Annotated in this window: 19 protein-coding genes; 9 read left to right on the top strand and 10 right to left on the bottom strand. The window is 64.5% G+C overall.

The genetic code is table 11. The features are described from left to right. The first annotated feature begins 34 nt into the window (after positions 1–34). Positions 35–1,897 (top strand): ATP-binding cassette domain-containing protein, encoded by a 1,863-nt coding sequence (locus NKI10_RS27630; protein WP_352862395.1) that lies wholly within the window; start codon positions 35–37, stop codon positions 1,895–1,897. A gap of 18 nt (positions 1,898–1,915) precedes the next feature. Here NKI10_RS27630 and NKI10_RS27625 read toward each other — a convergent pair whose 3' ends face one another. From NKI10_RS27625 to NKI10_RS27615, 3 genes are all read right to left on the bottom strand, one after another. Next, the gene (locus tag NKI10_RS27625) at positions 1,916–2,920 is read right to left on the bottom strand and encodes a zinc-dependent alcohol dehydrogenase family protein (RefSeq protein ID WP_352862394.1); all 1,005 of its coding nucleotides are present in this window, start codon (positions 2,918–2,920) and stop codon (positions 1,916–1,918) included. Positions 2,921–2,968: 48 nt separating this feature from the next. After that, a complete protein-coding gene (locus tag NKI10_RS27620) occupies positions 2,969–3,241 on the bottom strand; it encodes a hypothetical protein (protein WP_023672530.1) in 273 nt (90 codons plus the stop codon). Between the two features lie 86 nt (positions 3,242–3,327). Then, a complete protein-coding gene (locus tag NKI10_RS27615; RefSeq protein ID WP_023695474.1) occupies positions 3,328–4,080 on the bottom strand; it encodes a DUF899 domain-containing protein in 753 nt (250 codons plus the stop codon). Between the two features lie 372 nt (positions 4,081–4,452). On the opposite strand from NKI10_RS27615, the gene NKI10_RS27610 reads away from it, so the two are divergent. After that, positions 4,453–5,682: a helix-turn-helix domain-containing protein gene (locus NKI10_RS27610; RefSeq protein ID WP_352862393.1), complete on the top strand. Its 1,230-nt coding sequence runs from the start codon at positions 4,453–4,455 to the stop codon at positions 5,680–5,682. A 20-nt stretch (positions 5,683–5,702) separates the two neighbouring features. Then, positions 5,703–6,335, top strand: coding sequence for a Vgb family protein (locus tag NKI10_RS27605; RefSeq protein WP_352862392.1), 633 nt, complete (start codon positions 5,703–5,705; stop codon positions 6,333–6,335). 52 nt (positions 6,336–6,387) lie between these two features. Here NKI10_RS27605 and NKI10_RS27600 read toward each other — a convergent pair whose 3' ends face one another. Continuing rightward, complete coding sequence (locus NKI10_RS27600) at positions 6,388–6,693, bottom strand: hypothetical protein (protein WP_023689804.1); 306 nt, start codon at positions 6,691–6,693, stop codon at positions 6,388–6,390. A gap of 284 nt (positions 6,694–6,977) precedes the next feature. On the opposite strand from NKI10_RS27600, the gene NKI10_RS27590 reads away from it, so the two are divergent. Then, positions 6,978–7,322: a PQ-loop domain-containing transporter gene (locus NKI10_RS27590; protein ID WP_023693805.1), complete on the top strand. Its 345-nt coding sequence runs from the start codon at positions 6,978–6,980 to the stop codon at positions 7,320–7,322. Positions 7,323–7,359: 37 nt separating this feature from the next. Here the strand turns inward: NKI10_RS27590 and NKI10_RS27585 are convergent, their stop codons facing one another. After that, a complete protein-coding gene (locus tag NKI10_RS27585; RefSeq protein ID WP_023693804.1) occupies positions 7,360–8,091 on the bottom strand; it encodes a DUF2270 domain-containing protein in 732 nt (243 codons plus the stop codon). Between the two features lie 238 nt (positions 8,092–8,329). On the opposite strand from NKI10_RS27585, the gene NKI10_RS27580 reads away from it, so the two are divergent. Further along, the gene (locus NKI10_RS27580; protein ID WP_352862391.1) at positions 8,330–10,624 is read left to right on the top strand and encodes a cation:proton antiporter domain-containing protein; all 2,295 of its coding nucleotides are present in this window, start codon (positions 8,330–8,332) and stop codon (positions 10,622–10,624) included. 30 nt (positions 10,625–10,654) lie between these two features. Here NKI10_RS27580 and NKI10_RS27575 read toward each other — a convergent pair whose 3' ends face one another. After that, positions 10,655–11,863, bottom strand: a complete 1,209-nt coding sequence (locus tag NKI10_RS27575) for an MFS transporter (protein WP_023693802.1) — start codon at positions 11,861–11,863, stop codon at positions 10,655–10,657. A gap of 247 nt (positions 11,864–12,110) precedes the next feature. Between NKI10_RS27575 and NKI10_RS27570 the strand changes: the two genes are divergently transcribed. After that, complete coding sequence (locus NKI10_RS27570; RefSeq protein WP_155927330.1) at positions 12,111–12,539, top strand: VOC family protein; 429 nt, start codon at positions 12,111–12,113, stop codon at positions 12,537–12,539. A 95-nt stretch (positions 12,540–12,634) separates the two neighbouring features. On the opposite strand, the gene NKI10_RS27565 is transcribed toward NKI10_RS27570, so the two are convergent. After that, complete coding sequence (locus NKI10_RS27565) at positions 12,635–13,222, bottom strand: dihydrofolate reductase family protein (RefSeq protein WP_023673464.1); 588 nt, start codon at positions 13,220–13,222, stop codon at positions 12,635–12,637. A 137-nt stretch (positions 13,223–13,359) separates the two neighbouring features. On the opposite strand from NKI10_RS27565, the gene NKI10_RS27560 reads away from it, so the two are divergent. Continuing rightward, positions 13,360–13,776 (top strand): winged helix-turn-helix transcriptional regulator, encoded by a 417-nt coding sequence (locus NKI10_RS27560; RefSeq protein WP_023673465.1) that lies wholly within the window; start codon positions 13,360–13,362, stop codon positions 13,774–13,776. Positions 13,777–14,231: 455 nt separating this feature from the next. Next, positions 14,232–15,335, top strand: coding sequence for a flavin-containing monooxygenase (locus tag NKI10_RS27555; RefSeq protein ID WP_352862390.1), 1,104 nt, complete (start codon positions 14,232–14,234; stop codon positions 15,333–15,335). 58 nt (positions 15,336–15,393) lie between these two features. On the opposite strand, the gene gcvA is transcribed toward NKI10_RS27555, so the two are convergent. Next, entirely contained in the window at positions 15,394–16,293 is a 900-nt protein-coding gene (gcvA, locus tag NKI10_RS27550; RefSeq protein WP_352862389.1) for a transcriptional regulator GcvA, read from the bottom strand. Between the two features lie 131 nt (positions 16,294–16,424). Between gcvA and NKI10_RS27545 the strand changes: the two genes are divergently transcribed. After that, a complete protein-coding gene (locus tag NKI10_RS27545) occupies positions 16,425–17,129 on the top strand; it encodes an SDR family oxidoreductase (RefSeq protein ID WP_023673468.1) in 705 nt (234 codons plus the stop codon). A gap of 31 nt (positions 17,130–17,160) precedes the next feature. Here NKI10_RS27545 and NKI10_RS27540 read toward each other — a convergent pair whose 3' ends face one another. Both NKI10_RS27540 and NKI10_RS27535 read right to left on the bottom strand, forming a co-directional pair. Then, positions 17,161–18,063: a carbohydrate ABC transporter permease gene (locus tag NKI10_RS27540; protein WP_023673469.1), complete on the bottom strand. Its 903-nt coding sequence runs from the start codon at positions 18,061–18,063 to the stop codon at positions 17,161–17,163. Position 18,064: 1 nt separating this feature from the next. After that, positions 18,065–18,964 carry a carbohydrate ABC transporter permease gene (locus NKI10_RS27535; RefSeq protein ID WP_373432851.1) on the bottom strand — a complete coding sequence of 300 codons (900 nt, stop codon included), beginning with the start codon at positions 18,962–18,964 and terminating at the stop codon, positions 18,065–18,067. Between the last annotated feature and the right edge of the window lie 114 nt (positions 18,965–19,078).

Below are 19,078 nucleotides of genomic sequence, written 5' to 3'. Positions count from 1 at the left end.
GACCTGAAACCGCCCGCTTCAGTCAGAGGCTAGCATGAGCACAGACAGCCTTCGAACGGGGACGACACCGCTGCAAACGGGCCGGTTTTCATCCTTGCTGCCGGGCGTCAAGGCGCCGGGCGAAGCGTCTGGCCGCATCGGGCTGGCGCTGGTCGCGCTGGGCTTGATCATCGCCTTCTCGCTGTTGAACAAATCCTTCTTCAGCCTCGACAATTTCGTTGTCATCGGCGTCAACTCGACCTCGATCCTGATCGCCGTGCTCGGCACCTCCGCGCTGCTGATCGCCGGCTATGTCGACCTCTCCATCGGCAGCATGGTCGCCCTGATCGGCATCATCACCGCCAAGGTTGCGGTGGCGACGCAGAGCGCGCTGCTGGCAATCTGCGTCGGCCTGGGTCTGGGCCTTTTACTCGGTCTGCTCAACGGTCTGCTGGTGCGCAGGCTGAGCATCTCGCCGTTGATCGTCACGCTGGCGATGCTGGCGCTCTATGGCGGCCTTGCCTTCTGCGTCTCCAGCACCGCGGTCTATGGTTTTCCCGAGGCTCTGCTCGAATTGGGGCGGGGCAAGATCTTCGGCATCCAGTACACCGTGATCATCGCCGCGCTGGTCTTTGTGATCGGAGCCTTTGTTTTGACCAGCACGGTCACCGGCTTGAGGCTCTACGCCATAGGCGGCGACCCGCGCGCAGCCGAACTCTGCGGCATTCCGGTGGGGCGCACGGTGGTTGGCCTCTACGCCGCCAATGGCTTGCTGATCGGCCTGGTCTCGGTTCTGATCGCCGGTCGTCTCGGCAGCATCACGCCGACCATCGGCGTTCGCTTCGAGCTCGACGTGCTCACCGCCGCGATCCTCGGCGGCGTTGCGTTTTCCGGCGGCTCCGGCCGGCCGCTCGGCATCGCCATCGGCGTTGCCACCATCGGCATCCTCAATGCAGGACTGATCTTCGTCGGCCTGCAATCATGGTGGCAATCCATTTCGGTGGGAAGCATGCTGTTGCTGGCGTTGGTGGCCGACCAGGCTGCGATCGGTTTTCGCGGCCGGCGCGCCCGGGCGGCCGCGACCAACTTCACGGTGGCGGACGATGGTGCCGTCGCCTCGGCCGGCCCTGCCGTGACGGCGGGCAATGGAGAAGCCCCGCAAGGTCCGGCATTCTCGATTGCCGGCGCCCGCAAGTCCTACGGCGCGCTGACGGCCTTGGAAGAGGCGAGCTTCACGGTCGGCAAAGGCGAGATCGTCTGTCTGCTCGGCGACAATGGCGCCGGCAAGTCGACGCTGGTGAAGATTATTTCGGGCGCCATCCAGCCCGATGCCGGCGCGGTGACCCTCGAGGGCCAGCCGATTTCCTTCAGGAGCCCGCAGGATGCACGCGGCGCCGGCCTGGAGACCGTCTATCAGGATTTGGCGCTCTGCCCAAACCTCAGCGTCGCCCACAACATGATCCTCGGGCGTGAGGAAACGCGGCGTTGGCTCGGTGTCTTCCCGGTTCGCGACGACCGAAAGGCCGCCGAGCAGTGTCGTGCCCGGCTTGCCGCGCTGGGCGTCACGCTTCGCGACGAAAACGTTCTGGTGCGCTCGCTGTCGGGCGGCCAGCGGCAGTCCATCGCCATTGCCCGCGCGCTTGCCGATCACGTCAAGCTGATTTGCCTCGACGAGCCCACCGCCGCGCTCGGCGTCAAGCAGACCGCGCAGGTCGTCAAACTGATCCGTTCGATCGCCGCCAGCGGCACCGGCGTCATCCTGGTCACGCACGACCTGTCGACGGTCAGGGCGCTGGCCGACAGGATCGTCGTGCTCAGCCTCGGCAGGGTGGCTTACGACGGCTCGGCCAAACAGCTGACCGCCGATCAGCTCTGGGGCCTGATGGCAAGCGGGACGCTGGCGCCGGCCGCTGGGTAGGAATGCCGATCGCAGGATCTAAAGCTCGAGGCAGACCTTGCCGAAATGCCTTTGCGCTTCGTAGTGCCTGAAGGCGGCGGCGATATCCTGCAGTGGAAAGCTGCTGTCGATGACGGGCTTCAGGCGGTTGACCTCTATCGCACGGATCATGTCCTGCTGGTCGGCTTTGCTGCCGATGGAAATTCCGCTGATGCGGATCTGGTTTGAAAACAGCGCCGGGATTGAAACTTCTGCTGCAAAGCCGGTCAGGACGCCGATGAGTGCGATATGCCCGCCTGTCCGGCAGGCCGCTATCGACTGCGCCAGCGTCGCCGGTCCGCCGACCTCGATCACATGATCGACGCCGCGTCCGTCCGTCAGTTCCCTGGCCCTGCCGCCCCACTCCGGCACCGCCTTGTAGTTGATGACGCTGTCGGCCCCGAGTCGTCTTAGCTTCTCCAGCTTCTCTTCATCGGACGACGTGGCGATGACCCTTGCGCCGGCGGCCTTGGCAAATTGCAGCGCAAACAATGACACGCTGCCGGTGCCAAGGATCAGCACCGTGTCGCCGGGCTTTACCTTGCCGCATGTCACCAGCCCGCGCCAGGCGGTGACGCCCGTGCAGGTCAGCGTTGCCGCCTCGAGATGCGTATAGCCCGCCGGCGCCCTGGTGAATGCGTGCGCCGGCATGCACACATACTCGCTGGCGAAGCCGTCGAAACTGTCTCCGGGAATGTCGCGGCTTGTATCGGATCTCATGTCGCCGGCCAGCCACCAGGGGTAGAAAACACTGACGACGCTGTCGCCCGGCTTGAACGTGTCGACGCCGTCACCGATCGCGATCACCTCGCCGGCGCCATCCGACAGCGGCACGCGGCCTTCGGCGAGCGGCACCTTGCCTTGTACGGCGAAATCGTCGCGCATGTTCAGCGCGCAGGCGCGAATCCTGACCAGCATTTCTCCCGGCCCAGGCCGGGGCTGATCCACCTCGACCAGGTCGAGCTTGTCCAACCCGCCCGGCGCTCTCAGCCTGACCAGCTTCATAGTCTCTCTCCGACGTAAAGAGCGTTAGCATGGCGGCGGCGGTCCAGCCTATCGCCGGACCGGCCGGCCGGAAATCACGCGCAGCCAAGGCGCCAGATGGACGGCGCTCATCAAGAGATACATCAGCGGCATGCCGGTGAGCGGGGAGGCATCGGCCCCCAGGCACGACATGACGCCGTCGCCAGCGTGAATGCAGGTAAGCAGCGCCATCACGGCGAAAACAGGGGCCGCGGCGAGGCACAGCCAGTCGGCGGTGCGGAGAGAAACTGCATCGGAGCGTTTAGGCACCTCACTGTCGGTCCCTGTGCCGATATCGCTCATGGTCGTAATCCCTTGATGATCAATGCCCGGGTTTCCTGTCCCGTGAGGGACAGGAAACCAAGCTGGATGGGCGCCGCTCCAGGTCCTTACTTGCCGTCCTTGTTGCGGAACGCGGCTTCGCCGGCCGCCGACACTTCCTCCCACGTCTTGTCGGGTGCGGCGTCGTAATTGTCGTGCCAGTTCCACCAGCTGTAGAGCTCGGTCTGCGGATAGCCTTCGGGCGAATCCTCCCAGATTTCCTGGCGGCCGAGCGGCGTTGCGTCGAGGTAGCTCCAGACCGTGCCCATCTGCTCGTCGCCGCGGTTGTTGATGAAGTAGGTGCGATACACTTTCTTGCCGTCCTGGATGAACACGTTGTGGCCGTGCCATTCGTCGACGCCGAAATCCTTGTCGAAACTGTCGGTGATTGTGTACCAGGGCATCTCCCAACCCATCCGCTGCTTCAAGCTGGCAATGTCGGCCTGCGGCGCGCGGGAGGCATAGGCAAGCGTGGTGTTGCGGGCGTTGAGATGGGCGAGATGGCCGACCTGGTCGGCGCCGAGCGAACAGCCGCGGCAGGCATGTTCGGGCCAGCCGTGGACGCCGGGTTCGTAGAAGGCGCGGTAGACGATCAACTGGCGCCGGCCCTCGAACAAATCGAGCAGGCTCGCTTTGCCGTTGGGACCTTCAAACACATAGGCCTTGTCTACTTCCATCCATGGCATGCGCCGGCGCTCGGCCGACAGCGCGTCCCTGGCGCGCATCGTTGCCTTTTCCTTCACCAGCATCTTTTCGCGCTCGGCTTCCCATTCTTGCCTTGAAACGACCGGTGGGGTCTTCATTGCCACGTGCTTGGTCATTGCTTGTTTCCTTTGCCAGTTGTTGAGCCGTTGTGGCTTGTCGTTGCCTGTTGATCGTGAGGCAGGCTAGGGCCGCGAGGCGGCGAGGGCGGAGTTACAAATGTGACGGCATTTGCAGGCGGGCCACCGCAGCAGGGGTGGCGAGGCCGCACGGTGGGCTCGAAGTCCTCGGAAGCAGGCATGGTCGGTTTTTCCTTATTGAGAAGCTTAACGCGACTGTCTGAGTGCGAATATTGCCGTCAACGCAGGCCTGGGCGTCTTCAACCAGTCCAGATGGCTAGGTCGCCGTCCGCGGCTTGCTGCTTGGCGGTGGTGACTTAAGTTAGGGCCGATAAGGGGAGCGGTGGGAGTTACAAATGTGACGGGATTTGCATGGACTCGCTGATCACCGCGGCAGGGCTGGCGCTGGCGGCGGGCAATCCGCTGGCGGCACTCGACCGCGTCGCCTTGCGCGAGGATGCCCCGGCGCTGGCGTTGCGCGGCATTGCCATGGCGCAGCTCGGCGATTTCGATCGCGCCAAAGTACTGTTGCGTAGGGCCGGCCGTGCCTTCGGTCCAAAGGAGGCGGTGGCGCGCGCCAGGTGCGTTGTCGCCGAAGCCGAGATCGCACTTGTTTCGCGTGATCTCGGCTGGCCGTCCAAGGCGCTCGACGCGGCGCGGTCGACATTGGAAAAGCATGGCGACCGGCTGAACGCGGCGCATGCCGGGCATCTCAAAGTGCGCCGCCTGCTGCTGATCGGCCGCCTCGACGAGGCTGAAGACGTGCTGGCTGGGCTCGATCCGTCGCCGCTTCCGCCGGCCTCACGCGCCGCGCATGAACTCGCGGTTGCCGGCATCGCCATGCGGCGCCTGAAGACGAAGGCCGCGCGCGCAGCCCTTGAGTGGGCGCGCCATGCCGCCCGCCGGGCCGGCATTCCGGGTCTCATGGCGGAGGTCGACAGCGCCTTCCTGGCGCTGGAGACGCCGGCGGCGCGGCTGATCGCAGGCGGCGAGGAGCATCCGCTGTTGCTCGAAGAAGTCGAGGCGCTGCAGGCGTCGCGCGCGCTGGTCGTCGATACGTTCCGCTATATCGTGCACAAGCAGGAAACAACGATCTCGCTGGCAACGAGGCCGGTGCTGTTTGCGCTGGCGCGCGCGCTTGCCGAAGCCTGGCCGGCGGATGTGCCGAGGGCGACGCTGATTGCCCGCGCCTTTGGCGGCCGGCATGCCGATGAATCGCATCGCGCCAGGCTGCGGGTCGAGATCGGCCGGCTGCGCGCCGAATTGCGGCCGCTGGCGGGCATAGGCGCGACCAGCCAGGGCTTTGCGCTAAAGCCGCGCGAAGCAGGCTCCGTGGCGGTGCTGGCGCGGCCGATCGAGGAGCGGCACGCCGCGGTGCTGGCCTTCCTGGCTGATGGTGAATCCTGGGCCAGCTCGGCGTTGGCGCTGGCGCTGGGCGCCGGACAGCGCAGCGTACAGCGGGCGCTCGAGCAGTTGGCCGAGACCGGCAAAGTGCAGTCCTTCGGCCACGGCCGGGCGCGGCGCTGGATGACGCCACCGGTCGCTGGTTTCACGACCACCTTGTTACTCCCGTCGCCGCTGCCGAACGGCTATGAAAGGTGACCATGATCGAGGACCAGGACATGAAACATTCAGCAGCGGAAATCCTGCGCGAATACGGGCCCTTTCCTGATGTCGACACCGTGCACGGCGTGAGCTTCGACGGACAGAATGTCTGGTTTGCGACGGGCGAGCGGCTGACCGCCTTCGATCCGGCAAGCGGTGAGACGCTGCGCTCGATCGATGTCGCCGCCCATGCCGGCACCGCCTATGACGGCCGACATCTGTTTCAGCTCGCCGGGGACCGCATCCAGAAGATCGACCCGGATACCGGCAAGGTGCTCTCCATCATCCCGGCGCCCGGCGGCGGCCGCGATTCCGGCATGACCTGGGCCGAGGGCACGCTCTGGGTGGGGCAAAACCGGGAGCGCAAGATCCACCAGATCGATCCCGAGACCGGGAAAATCCTGCGGACCATCGACTCAAACCGCTTCGTCACCGGAGTGACCTGGGTCGATGGCGAGCTCTGGCACGGCACCTGGGAAGGCGACCAGAGCGATGTCCGGCGCGTCGATCCGCAAGGCGGAAAGGTGCTGGAACGGCTCGACATGCCGGCAGGGGTGGGCGTTTCCGGGCTCGAATCCGACGGCGGCGACCGCTTCTTCTGCGGCAGCGGCCCCGGCGGCATGGTGCGATCAGTGCGTCGGCCGAAGTAAGGCCGTCAAGTATTGGGCCGGCAGCATATTTCCTACGGTCATCCCGCCGAGATCATATCCCGGAGCCGTCGAGCAGCGGGACGTCTTCGCCTTGCCACGGACTTGGCATTGAAGCCCGGCTCAGATTGGCCGTCGGCAGCGGCATCCAGCATTTTAACTCCGGTTCGGGGTATTCGATCACCCGTCCTGGCGACGAATCGGAAGAGCGCCAGCCCTCCGTGCCGAACTGGTCGGCGCGCGACCAGTAAGCGAGGTCGACCTCGGCCGGCCCCTGTTCCGATGGCCTGACCGTGACCAGGATGCGGCTGCCGTCCTTGGGCGCGCTCGCCATGTGCCGCCAGCGATCGGGTTCGTCCATTCTCATGTCCTCCTGCACGTTGCAGGGATAGTCGCCGCGCTCTTGGCAGCGGTCAACCCGAACTTTGCCCAAGCACGAGATCTGTTTAGTACTCCCGCGCCGTCGGCCGAAACAGGATCTGGTTCATGTCGACCTCGTCGGGCTGGCTCACGGCGAACGCCCACATGGCGAAAGAATCCGGGTGCCGGGCCGCAACAGGAAAATCAAAGCCGGCATGTGAACGGGCTCACATGCCGCCACTGCAAGGAACGCTATGGGACGTCCGGCCATGACAGGGGTTTCGGATGACACTTGCAGATCTGTCTTTTTATCTCTTCACTATTTTCAATGGCTTGCGCGTGGTGTCCTACCTGCCGCAGATCGTGCGGGTGGCCCGGGACAGGCACGGGGCGTCGGCGATTTCCTACGCGACCTGGCTGTTGTGGACAGGCGCCAACGCCACGACGGGACTCTACGCCCACATCAATCTGAACGATCCCGCTCTGGCGGCGATCAACTGGCTGAACGCCGTATGCTGCGTGCTGGTCATCGCGCTCACCGCCTACAAGCGCCATCGCGCACGGCTACCGGTTGAGGAATCCGCAAGCCGGTCGGACTCGACCGCTCTGATGGTCGACAATGTCTGTTGAAGATCACCGGGGCAGATTGCGCTTTTCGAGGCCGCTCTCAGACATGCACGGTGCCATGCGAAAGCTCGCCCTCGTCGCTTGAGATGAGGAAAGCGGCTGCGAGTAGGCCGACATAGAACAGCCCGACCATGCACGCGACATAGATGCCTGGAACCGGGCCGAGCTGCGCCACGCGCGCGGCGTCGAGAAATGACGCGCCGAAGCCTATCGGCGACCCTTCGCGCTGCAGACTGGGCGTCGTGATCTTCAGCACCCACGCCAGCATCAGGATCGTGTACATGAAAATGTAGTTGCGGCGCAGCCGGCGCACCAACGCCGCGCGTTGCGAGATCAGGAAGCGCGGCGAACGCAGGCCTTCGCCGACGATGGCCAGCCAGTTGGAGGCGTAGTCGGGCTGCGGCGAGAAGATCTGCGCGAAATAATAGCGCTCGAACTGGCGCACCCTGGCCCGGTAGACGTCGAAGAAACGATAGCGCCGCGCCTCGATCCATAGCAGCAGCGTGGTCAGCAGCATGGCAAAGAGCAGCACCCCGTGATGGGCGCTGGGCGTCGACAGTGAGACTGAGAGCATGGCGGCGACGACAGTAATCGCCCAGTTGCTGGTACGGTCCAGCCGGTCGCGCCAGCCGGCCATGCGGGCGATTTCGGCGCGGTGGAAATGCGACATGGTGGCCACGAATTCCGATGAGGTGAGCTTCAGCGCGAACGCATCAGAGGCCCGCGGCGCTGCAGCCGCTTCGTCGGTTTTCACGGTCTTGACCTGGGACATCCCTTGCCACGCGCCTCCCAACGCCATGGCCGGCCGAAACGACGCCGGTCATCCCCATCTGCGCAACGCGCAATCGGTTGAAAATGTTCCGTCGCCGGCCCGGGTCTCGGCCGCTTATCCGCAGTCAGATAGGCCCGTTATGCGATTCAGGTAATGAGGAACCTGCGGCGCGCCATGGGAGCGTGGCGTGCAACTGATCTCGCCCGCAAACGTTATACCGGGCACAATGAGGGGGTGCATGTCTTTCGTGGTCAACCGGCGCCGGTCGGTCGCGCTTGCCGCGGCAGCTTTCGCATTCATGCCGGCCGCATCGTTGGCAGCCGAAAAGACCGGCATGTCCAGCGAGGGCATTTTCGTTCTCGAAATCCTCCTTCTGCTTCTCGTCGGCCGCGGCATCGGCGAGTTGCTGGAGCGTCTCGGCCAGCCGGCGGTGATGGGTCAGCTCATCGGCGGCATCCTGCTCGGGCCATCGCTGCTCGGCTGGCTATGGCCGGAAGCAGAACGCGTGATCTTTTCAAGCGACGCCACCCAAAAGAGCATGATCAGCGCCATCGCCCAGCTCGGCGTGTTGATGCTTCTGTTGCTCACCGGGATGGAGACGGATCTGCGGCTGGTGCGCAGGGTCGGCCGTGCGTGCTTTTCCATCTCCGCCGCGGGCGTCGCCGTGCCTTTCGCGCTCGGCTTCACCGCCGCGCAGTTCATGCCGGCCTCGCTGCTGGCCGACGGAACCGAGCGCATTGTCGCCGGTCTCTTCCTCGGCACGGCGCTGTCGATCTCCTCGGTCAAGATCGTCGCCATGGTGGTGCGCGAGATGAACTTCATGCGCCGCGATCTCGGTCAGACCATCGTCTCGTCGGCCATCATCGAGGACACGATCGGCTGGGTGATCATCGCCATCACCATCGGCATCGCCACCAAGGGGCGCATCGAGCTCGGCAGCCTTGCCTTCACCATTGTCGGCGTCGCCGCCTTCATGGGGTTTTCCTTCACGATTGGCCGCCGCATCGTCTTCGACGCCATCCGCTGGACCAACGATACGTTCCGCAGCGAATACGCCGTCGTCACCGTCATTCTCGCCATCATGGGCGCAATGGCGCTGATCACCGATCTGATCGGCGTCCACACCGTGCTCGGCGCCTTCGTCGCCGGCATACTGGTTGGGGAATCGCCGATCCTGTCGCGTCATATCGAAGGGCAATTGCGCGGCGTCATCATGGCGCTGTTCATGCCGGTTTTCTTCGGCGTCGCCGGCCTTTCGGCGGATCTCACCGTGCTTGTCGACCACGAGCTTGCGCTACTCACGGCCGCTTTGGTGCTGATCGCCAGCTTCGGCAAATTCGCCGGCGCCTTCATCGGCGCCGAGCTTGCCGGCATGAGCCGCAAGGAAGGCATCGCCGTCGGTTGCGGCATGAACGCGCGCGGCTCGACCGAAGTCATCGTCGCCTCTATTGGCCTGTCGATCGGCGTTCTGTCGCACAATCTTTTCACCATGATCGTGACCATGGCCGTCATCACCACGCTCGCCATGCCGCCGACCTTGCGTTGGGCACTCGGCCGCTTGCCGATGGGCGAGAACGAGAAGAAGCGTCTGGAGCGCGAGGAGATCGACCAACGCGGCTTCATCGCCAATCTGGAACGACTGCTGGTGGTGACCGATGAGGGCGTTGTCGGCCGCTTTGCCGCTTACCTCGCAGGAGTCGTGGGCGCCGGCAGGCCGACGACGGTGCTGCATGCCCGAGGCGAGGGGGAGGAGGCCGAGCCCGGCACGGGTGCGAAGCTCGAGCCGATCGAAAAGGGTGCCGAGGACAGCCGCGAGGCCGCCAGGAGTTCGGACGAGGAGCTGACCCGCGCGGCGCCTGTCACGCGGCGCCACGAGGCCGAGCTTTCGGCCGAAACGGTTGCCAAGGAGGCGCGCAAAGGCTATGGGCTGCTGCTGATCGGGCTCGGCCGCGCGGTCACGTCGAAAGGTGGGTTTGCCCGCCGCATCAACGAGATCGCCGGCGCCTTCGAGGGCCCGCTATGCCTGGTGCTGAAGGCGACCGGCGCCGGCCGCCAGATGCCAAGGCTAGGACCTGAAGGCGGGAAGATTCTGGTTCCGGTCAACGGCACCGCGATCGCCCGCCGGGGTGCCGAAATGGCGCTGGCGATTGCAGCGGTCACGGGTGCGCGGGTCAAGATACTTTATGTCGCGCGCGTCGGCCGCGACGAACCGCGCGACACTGTCTCGCATCGCCGCAGGGAGGCGGTGCTGAAGGATACCGTCGCACTAGCCGACCGCTATGGCGTCGAGATCGAGACTGCCATCCGCAGCCGGGCCGCCGCCGCCGATGCCATTGCCCGCCAGGCCGGCAGGGGGGCGGCGCTGATCGTCATGGGCGTGGCGCGGCGCCCTGGCGAGGAACTCTTCTTCGGCGAGACGACCACCGGCGTGCTGCAGCGCTGCCAATGCCTGGTGGTGCTGATCTCGGACGCCAGGCTCAGCCGCGACGACGAGGGCAGAGAAGAGCTGCGCTCAGGAACGGGGACAGGGTGATGAGTATTTCCCCTCGAGGGGAAATTTCGCTCATGCCGCCTGCAGCCTCTCTCGGCCGGGCTGCGGCGGGAAGGCGATGGCGATGCCGGCAGCACCGAGGCCGATCAGCGCCGAGCCGATGAACAGCCAGGAATAGCTGGCATAGGCGTCGAAGATCATGCCGCCGGCGAGCGGGCCGAACGACATGCCGAGGCTGGACAACAGGGTCGCGGCGCCAAGTATCGTGCCGATGATGCGTGGCCCAAAATAGTCGCGCGCCAGAACCGCATAGAGCGGCATGACGCCGCCATATGTGGCGCCGAAGATGATCGCCAGGAGATAGAACTGCTCGAGATTGCCGACGGCGAGATAGGCGGCGATCACAACCGCCTGGATGGCGAGGCCCACGATCAGCACCGGCTTGGCGCCCAACCTGTCGCCGAGCACGCCGTAGAGCACGCGCCCGCCAAGGCCGGCAAGGCCCTCGACGCTGTAGATCGACACGGCTGCCATCGGCGCCACGCCGCACGACATGGCATAGCTCACCATGTGGAAGATCGGCCCCGAATGCGCCGCGCAACAGGCGAAGAAGGTCATGCCCAGCACCAGGAATTGCGGCGAGCGCAGCGCCTGGCCGACTGACATGCCGGGGGCTGCGGCAGGCGCGGGCGCGCTGCCATCCGCTGCCGCGACCGCCGCCGACGGCTGGCGCACCAGGAAGACGGCCGGCAGCAACAGCACCCAGGCCATGATCCCGATGTCGAACATGGCGGTACGCCAGTCATAGGCCGTGATCAGCCAGCGCGCGAAGGGCGAAATGGTCATCGGCGCCACGCCCATGCCGGCCGAGACCAGCGACACGGCCAGGCTGCGATGGGTCTCGAACCAGGCGGTGGTCAGCGCGATCATCGGCGCGAAGAAGGCGCTGGCCGCCAGCCCGACGATGACGCCATAGCTCAGCTGGAAGACCAGCAGCGATTGGGCTCGGCTCGCCACCACCAGCGACAGGCCGAGCAGCACCGCGCCGGCAAAAACCACCGGGCGGGCGCCGACACGGTCATAGATGGCGCCCCAGGCGAAACCGCCTGCACCCATCACCAAGAAATTCAGCGTCATGGCGCTTGAAATGCCGGTTCGCGACCAGTTGGTGTCGAGCGCCATCGGCTCGAGAAAGATCGCCAGCGAAAACATCGCGCCGAGCGCCACACAGGTCATCAGCGCGCCGCACGCGACGATCACCCAACGGTAGGAATTGTTCATGCTCTTCTCCCGAGATCGGTTTCGATGCGGCGCCACTCGCTCCAGCTCCGTTGCGCCGCTTGCGTCCGAAGGACGTTGGCGGGATTTCGAATCCGACAATCCGGTTGCATTTTTTATCCGGTCTGCGTGGAAGTCCATCCGGATATGACAAAAGCAGGGGTGTAAGGCTGCCAAGCGCGCCGACAAGATAGACTGCCGAATTGACGAGCCGCTCCGCGGCACTAGCTTTGTGGTCTCGCGACGGGAGATATCGCTCATGGAACTGCATCGCGGCCGCCTCATCGACCACGTCCAGCTGGTGGTCAGGGACCTCAAGGCGAGCCGGCGCTTCTATGAAGCCGTCTTCAAGGTGCTCGGCATTCCGATCGGCGGCGAGGCCGAGGACTATTTCTGGGCCGACGAGCTGTTCATCTCAAGCCTCGACAGCCGGGCGGCGAGGGGACAGCTGACCGGGCGCCATCATCTGGCCCTCCAGGCCAGGGACAAGGCCATGGTCGATGCGTTCTACAAGGCCGGCCTCGATGCCGGCGGCGCCGACAATGGCGCGCCGGGTGAGCGGCCCTACCACCCCGGCTACTACGCCGCCTTCCTGCTCGACCCCGACGGCAACAACATCGAGGCGGTGTTTCACGGGCCGGCAAAGCGAAGTGCCGCTTCGGTCGAGATCAATTTCTAGCGCAGGTTCACAAGGAGCGGGTTGCGGTGATCCGTCCGGAGTTCTCGTAAAAACAAAGAGTTGAAGCGGTCCACGGATTCAATCGCTGAACTACTTCACATTGCCGGCGCGTAGCGGTTCACCACCATTCCGCAGGCATAGGCTTTAGAGCCGAGCAGGCGCAATTTCAGGAAGCCGCCACAGTCGAAAATCCGCTCGCCGTCGCCCAGCGCGGCCGGATTGATGAACAGCTGGAACTCATCGACCAGTCCCGCTGCAATCAGCGCCGAGGCAAAGCCGGCGCCGCCGAATACCGCCATGTCGCCTTCACCTTCAGCTTTCAGCGCCTTGACCTCGCGCGGCAGGTCGCCGCTGGCAAGCGTCGTGCGCTCCCACCGCGATGCCGCGAGCTTGTCGCTCAGCACCACCTTGCGCGCCTCGACGATGCGCTGCGCAAAGGCGTAGAAGGGATCGCGCGGATAGTTTTTTGCCGCATTGCCCCAATGGGTTAGATAGCCTTCTTCGGCCATCTTGCGGCTGAGCAGAATGGTATCGATGCCGGCGAACACCGCGTTGAAATCCTGCTTCAAGTCGTCGTCCCACGGGCAGTTGGCGCCCCATTCCCAGAGCTGCCAGTGCTCATCGCCGGCCGCGCCGACAAAACCGTCGACCGACATCTGCATCTGCAGGATCAGTTTTCTCATCGTCGTTCTCCTGATTGAGCTCTGGTGTCACCAGCGCCAGGTCAGGCGGCGTTGGTGATTGCTTTACTTTCGGAACCATTGACACGAGAGAAAAATGATGTCAATAGTAAAGTGATTTAGAAATGGAAGCATTGAGAATGTCGACCAGGGAAAGATCCGGCTGCCCCATCAGCCTGTCGCTCGAATTGCTCGGTGACCGCTGGACGCTGCTGATCATCCGCGACATGATTTTCGCGGGAAAAAGGCACTTCCGGGAGTTTCTGCTATCAGGCGAAGGCATCTCGTCGCGCACGCTGGCCGAGCGGCTGCAGACCTTGCAGGATGAGGGCATTGTCACCAGAAGCGACGACCCCACGCACAAGCTCAAGGCGATCTATAAGCTGACCGAGGCGGGCATCGACCTGTTGCCGGTGCTGGCGACGCTCGGCGCCTGGGGCAGCAAATACCGCAACGCCGATGACAAGCTGGCAAGGATCGCCGATGAACTGGCGACGGGCGGCGAGGCAGGCCTGGAGCAGATAAAGAAGAAGCTGCGCGCCGAGCATATCGGCTAGGGAGCAACGCCAGCCCTCCCTTCGGGCCGATGGCGGGCTACATCGACACGACGTCGCGCAGCCTCACCCTTCCCATCCCGCAAATCGCTGTGGCCGGAGCCATGTCTGCTTCGGATTGCCATCGCCCGAACCACGGCCTCTTCCAGCCAGCGCGCGATGGCGGGGGCGGCATGCATGCCGATTGGCCCATGCCGCCATTCACGTAGAGCTCTTCGACCGCGGTGCGGCCGGCGACAGGCAGCCCGTCCGACAGCATGGGCGATTGCCGGGATAGACATTCGTCACCCTGGGTGAGCCGAGACCGGACAGGATGCGTAGCGTGCGCGCCGCGATGCGAAGGCGTCTCGGCGCTAGCGCGCCGATCCACCTTCTCCAACAAGGGGAGAAGGTGAGGCGCGCCTTGTCCCGCCTGCGCTTCTACGCGTAGCCTAAGGAGCTAGCGGGAGGAGAATCGCTTGGACACCACTGTCGTTATTGTCGGCGCCGGGCCTGCCGGCCTTGCGGTCGGTGCCTGCCTGAAGCGGGCAGGAGTGGATTTCATCCTGCTCGAAAAATCGCAGGAGATCGCGCCCGCCTGGCGGCGGCACTATCGGCGGCTGCATCTGCATACGGTGAAGTCGTTCTCGTCGCTGCCGTTCCTGCCATTTCCCAGGGACTATCCGCGCTACGTGCCGCGCGAACTGGTGGTCCGTTACCTCGACGACTATGCGGAAAAATTCGACCTGCGCCCGCGCTTCGGCGTGACGGTGAAAGCCATTCGCCTCGGGGACGGCGGTTTTCTGGTCGAGACAGGATCGGACAACCTCAAGGCGCGCCATGTCGTCATCGCCAGCGGTAACAATGCCGAGCCGATCATCCCCCGGCTCCCTGCTATCGAGGCTTTCAAGGGCGAGGTGCTGCACAGCGCCGACTATACGCAAGCGGCGCCCTTTGCCGGCCGCTCGGTGCTGATCGTCGGCATGGGCAACACCGGCGCCGAGATCGCGCTCGACTTGGCGGAAAGTGGCGCGCGTCCGACCATTTCGGTGCGCAAGGGCGTCCACATCGTGCCGCGCCAGCTGTTCGGCGTGCCGATCCAGATGGTCGGCATCGCCAGCCGGCCGATGCCGCAGGCGCTGAACGACTGGATGTTCCCGATCATCCTCGATTTCGCGCTGGGCAAGCTCGAGAAATACGGCATCGTCAGGCCGAAGCAGGGCATCCTGCAGCAGATCGACGAAGTCGGCCGCATCCCGGTCATCGACGTCGGCACGGTCGACGCCATCACCAAAGGCGCCATCAAGATCGCGCCCGACATAGCGGGCTTCACCGAGCGCGGCGCTGCGTTCACCGACGGCAGGCAGGAAAATTTCGACGCCGTCATCCTCGCCACCGGCTATCGCCCGGGCTACGAAAAGTTTCTGCCCGTGGAATTGCAGCCGGAGCGCAGTGGCGTCAACGCCCGCGCCTCGCAACTCGGCCTCTACCTCGTCGGCTTCTACAATCCGGTCACCGGTCTGCTCAGGGAAATTGGACGCGAGGCGAAGGCAGTGGCGGCCGACATTGCTCGGCGAGGCTGAAAGGGGCGGCGTCGGCCAAGCTGCGGATCTCACGCCTTGCGGGGAGATCGGCTATCCATCACAGCCGCGCCGCATCGCCCTCATCCAGCAGCCATTGCCGCACGGCTTGCGTCGGTTCTGGGTGCCGTTGCTTGCGCGGCATCACGACATAGAAATCGTGCGTCCCACGCATCTCTGCGTTGATCGGCTGCACCAGCCGGCCGGCGGCAATGTCGGCAGCGACGAGAAACCGGCTGGCCAGCGCGATGCCCTGGCCGGCAATGGCGGCGTCGATCGCGAGGCCTGTCTGGTTGAAGCGCATGCGTTTGGCCTCGGTGGCCATCTTCAGCCCGAGCGCTCTCTCCATGAATTCCGGCCACAGATTGTGCGCGTCGTGCAACAGGACATGATGCTGGATATCGGCCGCCGCGATCTCGTTCGCGCCGGTCGGCAGCAGGGCAGGGCTGCAGATGGCGATGATCTGCTGTGGAAACAAAAGATCCACCATCAGGCCGGCGCCGGAGGGCAGGCGGCCTTGCCTGACCGCAATGTCGACGCCATCGGCCTGAAAACTCGACAGGCTTTCGCTGGCCAGGATTCGCAAATCGACCAGCGGGTTGTGCGCGACGAACTCCGGCAGTTTGGGGATCAGCCATTTGGTGGCAAAGCTCGGCGTGACACTGATTGTCAGTCGCGCCGGCTCGGGCCGCAACAGCAGCGTTGCCTCGGAGATCAGCTCGAAGGCGCGGCGAATGTTCGGCACATAGGCGCGGCCCTCATCGGTCAGCGCCAGGCCGCGCGGCAGCCGGTCGAACAGCTTTGTGCCGAGATCGGCCTCCAGCCCGCGTATATGCTGCGCCACCGCCCCTTGCGTCACGTTCAGCTCTTCGGCGGCGATGCGGAAGTTGAGATGACGCGCGGCGGCTTCGAAGGCACGCAGCGCATTCAATGGTGGCAGGCTCAGGAAGGCTTCAGGCATGCAGGAGTTTTTCTACAGCTTGATTTCAGGCTTTCTGGTTCGAACCAGATGGCAAAACCGTTTATAGCATTGCTCGAAGGTCGGAAACATGGGCTTCAGAGTCCCGCCAACCCGTGCGAAGGAAAATCGAGATGAGTGTAGAAAAAGTAGCAGTCGTCGTCGCGGGCGGCAGCGGTATGGGCGCGGCGGCGGCCAAGCGGCTGGCGGCGGACGGGTTCAAGGTCGCGATCCTGTCGTCCTCCGGCAAGGGCGAGGCTCTGGCCAAGGAGCTTGGCGGCCTCGGCGTCACCGGCTCCAACCAGTCGAATGACGATCTGCAGCGGCTCGCGGATCTGACGCTCGAGCGCTTCGGCCGCATCGACGTGCTGGTCAACAGCGGCGGCCACGGGCCACGCGCGCCGATCCTCGAAATCACCGACGAGCAGTGGCACACCGGTCTCGACGTCTATCTGATGAACGTCATCCGGCCGGTGCGCATCGTGGCGCCGCAGATGGTCAAGCAGAGGGCCGGCGCCATCATCAACATCTCGACCGCCTGGGTGGTCGAGCCGAGCCCGATGTTCCCGACCTCGGCCGTATTCCGCGCCGGCCTTGCCGCCTACACCAAGATCTTCGCCAACACCTACGCCGCCGACAATGTGCGCATGAACAATGTGCTGCCCGGCTGGATCGACAGCCTGCCGGCCACCGAGGAGCGCCGCGACAGCGTGCCCATGCAGCGCTACGGCACCTCGGAGGAAATTGCCGCGACCATCGCCTTCCTCGCTTCCGAAGGTGCGGGCTACATCACCGGCCAGAACATCCGCGTCGACGGCGGCATCATCGGCGCGATCTGACCGCGCCGGTCGCCTCGCGTGAGCCGGCGCGTCACTCCTTCACCGCGCCGGTCATCGACGAGACATAGTGCTCGACGAAGAACGAATAGAGCACGACCACCGGCAGCGAGCCGATCAGCGCTCCCGCCATCAGCGCCCCCCATTCGTAGACGTCGGAGCGCACCAGCTCGGTCAACACACCCACCGGCACGGTCTTGTTTTCCGAGGACTGGATGAACGTCAGCGCATAGATGAACTCGTTCCATGACAGGGTGAAGGCGAATATGCCCGCCGAGATCAGGCCGGGCACCGACAGCGGCAGCACGATCTTGGTGAGAATCTGCCACCGGCTCGCCCCGTCTATCAGCGCGCATTCTTCCAGTTCGAACGGGATGGAGCGGAAGTAACCCATCAACAGCCACGTGCAGAACGGCACCAGGAAGGTTGGATAGGTAAGGATGAGCGCGAAGGGCGTGTCGTAGAGCCCGAGGTTGAACACCATTACCGACAGCGGAATGAACAGGATCGAGGGCGGCACCAGATAGGCGAGGAAGATGCCGAGGCCGACCTGCCGCGCCCCGGAAAACCGCAGCCGCTCGATCGCATAGGCGGCGAACACCGACGCCAGCAGCGACAGGAAAGTAGCGGCGGTCGAGATGATGATCGTGTTGAGCAGCCAGCCCGGATAGGAGGTCTCGAACAGGAGATAGCGGATATGCTCCAATGTCGGATGCACCACCCAGAACGGATTGAACTGCGCATAGTCGGTCATCTCGAGATTGGGCTTAACCGCCGTGATCGTCATCCAATAAAACGGAAACAACAGCACGAAGACGAACACCAGCAGCGGCAGATAGACCGTCACCACGCGGCGCGGCAGGCTCTGCAGGTAGCCCATGCCGCCTTCGTCGATATCCCCACGTTTCGCCTTCCTTGTCGCGGCCGTCTTGACCATGTCAGTCTCCGCCGCCTTGTTGCCATTTGCGGCGTTGCAGGCCGAAATAGCTGAACAGGATCGCCGCCAGCAGGAACGGGATCATGGCCACCGCGATGGCCGCGCCCTCGCCAAGCTGGCCGCCGGAAATGCCGCGCTGGAAAGACAATGTCGCCATCAGATGCGTGGCATTCACCGGTCCGCCCCGGGTCAGCACGTAAATCAGCTGGAAATCGGTGAAAGTGAACAGCACCGAGAAGGTCATGGTGATGGCGATGATCGGCGTCAGCAGCGGCAGAGTCACATAACGAAACAACTGCCAGCGACTGGCGCCGTCGAGCGTGGCCGCCTCGTAGAGCGACTGCGGAATGGTCTGCAGGCCGGCGAGCAGCGTGATGGCGACGAAAGGAATGCCGCGCCAGACGTTGGCGGCGATAACCGAAGCGCGCGCATTCTCCGGATCGCCGAGGAAATTGATGCGGTGGTCGATCAGGCCCATTTGCTGCAGCGCCCAGGACAGGATGGAGAACTGCGAATCGTAGATCCACCAGAAGGCGATGGCTGACAGTACAGTGGGCACCACCCAGGGCAGCAGGACTATCGCGCGGAAGAACGATTTGAACGGCAGGTTTTCATTGAGGATGAGCGCCAGCCACAGGCCGAGCACGAACTTCAGGATCGAGGCGCTGACCGTGTAGAGCAGCGTGTTGAAGACGGAGAGCCAGAAGACGTTGTCATTCCAAAGGTACTGATAATTCTCGACGCCGATGAAGATGCCGGGGCGGCCGATCCGGGCATCGGTGAAACCGAGCCAGACGCCCAGCCCGAGCGGATAGGTCAGGAAGACCAGCAGCAGCGCCGCCGCCGGCAGCATGAAGCCGAAGCCCAGCGCGTTGCGGCTTTCGGAGATCCGCGAAAGCATCGACGGACGCGGCTGGGCGGCAACGGACGGCACGGCCATGGAGGGCTCCTCATCGGGGAATCAGGTCACGGCGTCAACGGCCGCCATGGGATTGTGCGACGGGCCGGGCAGCGC

The organism is Mesorhizobium sp. M0802 (assembly GCF_040320115.1).
In the GTDB taxonomy this organism is placed as follows: Bacteria; Pseudomonadota; Alphaproteobacteria; order Rhizobiales; family Rhizobiaceae; genus Mesorhizobium.
The sequence above is the reverse complement of the archived record's forward strand: the minus strand, read 5'-3'. Positions and strand labels throughout refer to the sequence as shown.

What these genes read in the sequence shown, in the direction of transcription:
- NKI10_RS27630 (WP_352862395.1), top strand. Translation starts at nt 35, where the DNA reads ATGAGCACAGACAGCCTTCGAACGGGGACGACACCGCTGCAAACGGGC.
- NKI10_RS27625 (WP_352862394.1), bottom strand. Translation starts at nt 2,920, where the DNA reads ATGAAGCTGGTCAGGCTGAGAGCGCCGGGCGGGTTGGACAAGCTCGAC.
- NKI10_RS27620 (WP_023672530.1), bottom strand. Translation starts at nt 3,241, where the DNA reads ATGAGCGATATCGGCACAGGGACCGACAGTGAGGTGCCTAAACGCTCC.
- NKI10_RS27615 (WP_023695474.1), bottom strand. Translation starts at nt 4,080, where the DNA reads ATGACCAAGCACGTGGCAATGAAGACCCCACCGGTCGTTTCAAGGCAA.
- NKI10_RS27610 (WP_352862393.1), top strand. Translation starts at nt 4,453, where the DNA reads ATGGACTCGCTGATCACCGCGGCAGGGCTGGCGCTGGCGGCGGGCAAT.
- NKI10_RS27605 (WP_352862392.1), top strand. Translation starts at nt 5,703, where the DNA reads ATGAAACATTCAGCAGCGGAAATCCTGCGCGAATACGGGCCCTTTCCT.
- NKI10_RS27600 (WP_023689804.1), bottom strand. Translation starts at nt 6,693, where the DNA reads ATGGACGAACCCGATCGCTGGCGGCACATGGCGAGCGCGCCCAAGGAC.
- NKI10_RS27590 (WP_023693805.1), top strand. Translation starts at nt 6,978, where the DNA reads ATGACACTTGCAGATCTGTCTTTTTATCTCTTCACTATTTTCAATGGC.
- NKI10_RS27585 (WP_023693804.1), bottom strand. Translation starts at nt 8,091, where the DNA reads ATGTCCCAGGTCAAGACCGTGAAAACCGACGAAGCGGCTGCAGCGCCG.
- NKI10_RS27580 (WP_352862391.1), top strand. Translation starts at nt 8,330, where the DNA reads ATGTCTTTCGTGGTCAACCGGCGCCGGTCGGTCGCGCTTGCCGCGGCA.
- NKI10_RS27575 (WP_023693802.1), bottom strand. Translation starts at nt 11,863, where the DNA reads ATGAACAATTCCTACCGTTGGGTGATCGTCGCGTGCGGCGCGCTGATG.
- NKI10_RS27565 (WP_023673464.1), bottom strand. Translation starts at nt 13,222, where the DNA reads ATGAGAAAACTGATCCTGCAGATGCAGATGTCGGTCGACGGTTTTGTC.
- NKI10_RS27560 (WP_023673465.1), top strand. Translation starts at nt 13,360, where the DNA reads ATGTCGACCAGGGAAAGATCCGGCTGCCCCATCAGCCTGTCGCTCGAA.
- gcvA (WP_352862389.1), bottom strand. Translation starts at nt 16,293, where the DNA reads ATGCCTGAAGCCTTCCTGAGCCTGCCACCATTGAATGCGCTGCGTGCC.
- NKI10_RS27545 (WP_023673468.1), top strand. Translation starts at nt 16,425, where the DNA reads ATGAGTGTAGAAAAAGTAGCAGTCGTCGTCGCGGGCGGCAGCGGTATG.
- NKI10_RS27540 (WP_023673469.1), bottom strand. Translation starts at nt 18,063, where the DNA reads ATGGTCAAGACGGCCGCGACAAGGAAGGCGAAACGTGGGGATATCGAC.
- NKI10_RS27535 (WP_373432851.1), bottom strand. Translation starts at nt 18,964, where the DNA reads ATGCTTTCGCGGATCTCCGAAAGCCGCAACGCGCTGGGCTTCGGCTTC.